1 protein-coding gene is annotated in these 1,954 nt (G+C 74.5%); it reads left to right on the forward strand.

Translation table 11 applies throughout. The features are described from left to right. A partial coding sequence (locus tag AC08OP_RS11865) for an AAA domain-containing protein (RefSeq protein WP_476614244.1) occupies positions 1-1,954 on the forward strand: 1,954 nt, incomplete at both ends.

The following is a 1,954-nucleotide window of genomic DNA, read 5'->3' on the forward strand; positions in this document are numbered from 1 at the left end:
CCGGCGCGACCCGGCCCAATGGAGCTGAGATCTGGCCGGCCAGGCTCGCGGCGTTCACGACCGCCTGGTCCTGGGCGGTGGCCGCGAGCTGGCTGACCGCCACGGCCGCCGGCGCCGCCACGGCCGCCGGCGCCGGCGCGGCTCCCGGCGGCCCGGCTGGACCACCCGTCGATCTGGACGCCGAGCTGGACGCGGCGGAGGACATGGTCGCCGCGGCCACCGCGGAGCTGGCCGGCGCCCGCGCGTGGAAACACTGCCTCGAACGGATGGGCGCCGAGCAGTCGGCCGCACTGCGCGCCTATGCCGACGCGGTGGCGGCCAGCGGCACCTTCGGCGGCCGCCACGCCGAACGTTTCCGCCAGGCCGCCCGGGAGGCGATGGAGATCGCCCAGACGGCGGTGCCGGCCTGGGTCATGCCGATCCGGGAGGTGCTGTCGACGATCCCGGCAGTGCGCGACAGCTTCGACGTCGTGATCGTCGACGAAGGCAGTCAGGCCGGGCTCGACAGCCTGTTCCTGCTCTGGCTCGCCCCACGGGTGATCGTCGTGGGCGACGACCGGCAGTGCACGCCGCCGGTGGAGGTCACGGACGAGCTCGACCGGGTCTTCGACCGGCTGGAGGCCCTGCTGCCGGAGGTGCCGGCGTGGCTGCGCGTCGGGTTCACCCCCCGGTCTAGCCTGTTCACGCTGTTGCGGACCCGCTTCGGCGAGGTGATCCGGCTGCGGGAGCACTTCCGGTGCATGCCGGAAATCATCGAGTGGTCGTCGGCCATGTTCTACCGGGACGCGCCGCTGCTTCCCCTGCGCCAGTTCGGCGCCGACCGGCTGCCGCCGCTGGTCGCCCGGTTCGTTCCCCATGGTTTCACCACAGACGCGGGCCTCGGTCCACGCAATCCGGCCGAGGCCGATGCCCTGGTCGCGCAGGTGCTCTCCTGCGCCGAGGATCCCCGGTACGCCCGGCTCTCCTTCGGCGTCGTCGTCCCGCAGGGCACCGCGCAGGCGGCGCTGATCCGCGACCAGCTGGCCGACCGGATGTCCGCCGCCGAGCACCAGCGTCGACGGCTGCGGGTGGGCGTCCCCGCCGACTTCCAGGGCGACGAGCGCGACGTCGTCTTCCTGTCCCTGGTGGTGGCGCCCGACTCGCGCATCACCCCGCTGACCCGACTGGAGTACCAGCGGCGGTTCAACGTCGCGGCCTCCCGGGCCCGCGACCAGGTCTGGCTGTTCCACTCCGTACCGGTTACCGATCTTGACCCCCGCGATCTGCGGCACAACTATCTGAGCTACGTGCTGTCCACGACGCACCCGGCGACCGCCGGCCGCGGCGAGGAGCCCCCGGCGCTCGCCGAGGTGCCGGCCAACCGTCCGCATCCGGCCTTCGGATCCCTGTTCGAACAGCGGGTCTTCCGGGAGATCGCCGGCCGCGGCTACCTGGTCACCCCGCAGGTGGAGGTCAACGGTCGGCGGGTCGACCTGGTCGTCTCCGGCGGTCGGGCCCGGCTCGCCGTCGAGTGCGACGGGGACGTCGGCTCCGGTCCGGACGAGATCGCGCACGAGTTCGCCCGGGAGCGCGAGCTGCGCCGGGCGGGCTGGCGGTTCTGGCGGGTCCGCCAGTCCGAGTTCGAGCTCGACACCGACGCCGCGTTGGCCTCGTTGTGGCCGCGGCTGGCGAGGGCCGGCATCGCGCCCGTGAACACCGGGGCGCGACGACCGCGGGACGATGCCGCCATCGGCCTCCCCCGCGTCGAACACTCCACCGTCCGGGCGAGCGCCGACGAGGCGCTGCACCGGTGGCGGCCCATCGCCCTATCCGATCTGGAGGGCCTCGACGACGCACCGCCGGACGCCGATCCGCACGATCCGGCCCGTGATCCGGCCCCTGCCCCCCGGCGAGGCGCGGGCGCGGCCCTGGGCGCCGGTGGGGGCGACCGCTCCCCGCGGGCCGAACGGGTCGG

Source organism: Frankia sp. CeRuru1 (genome assembly GCF_977966315.1).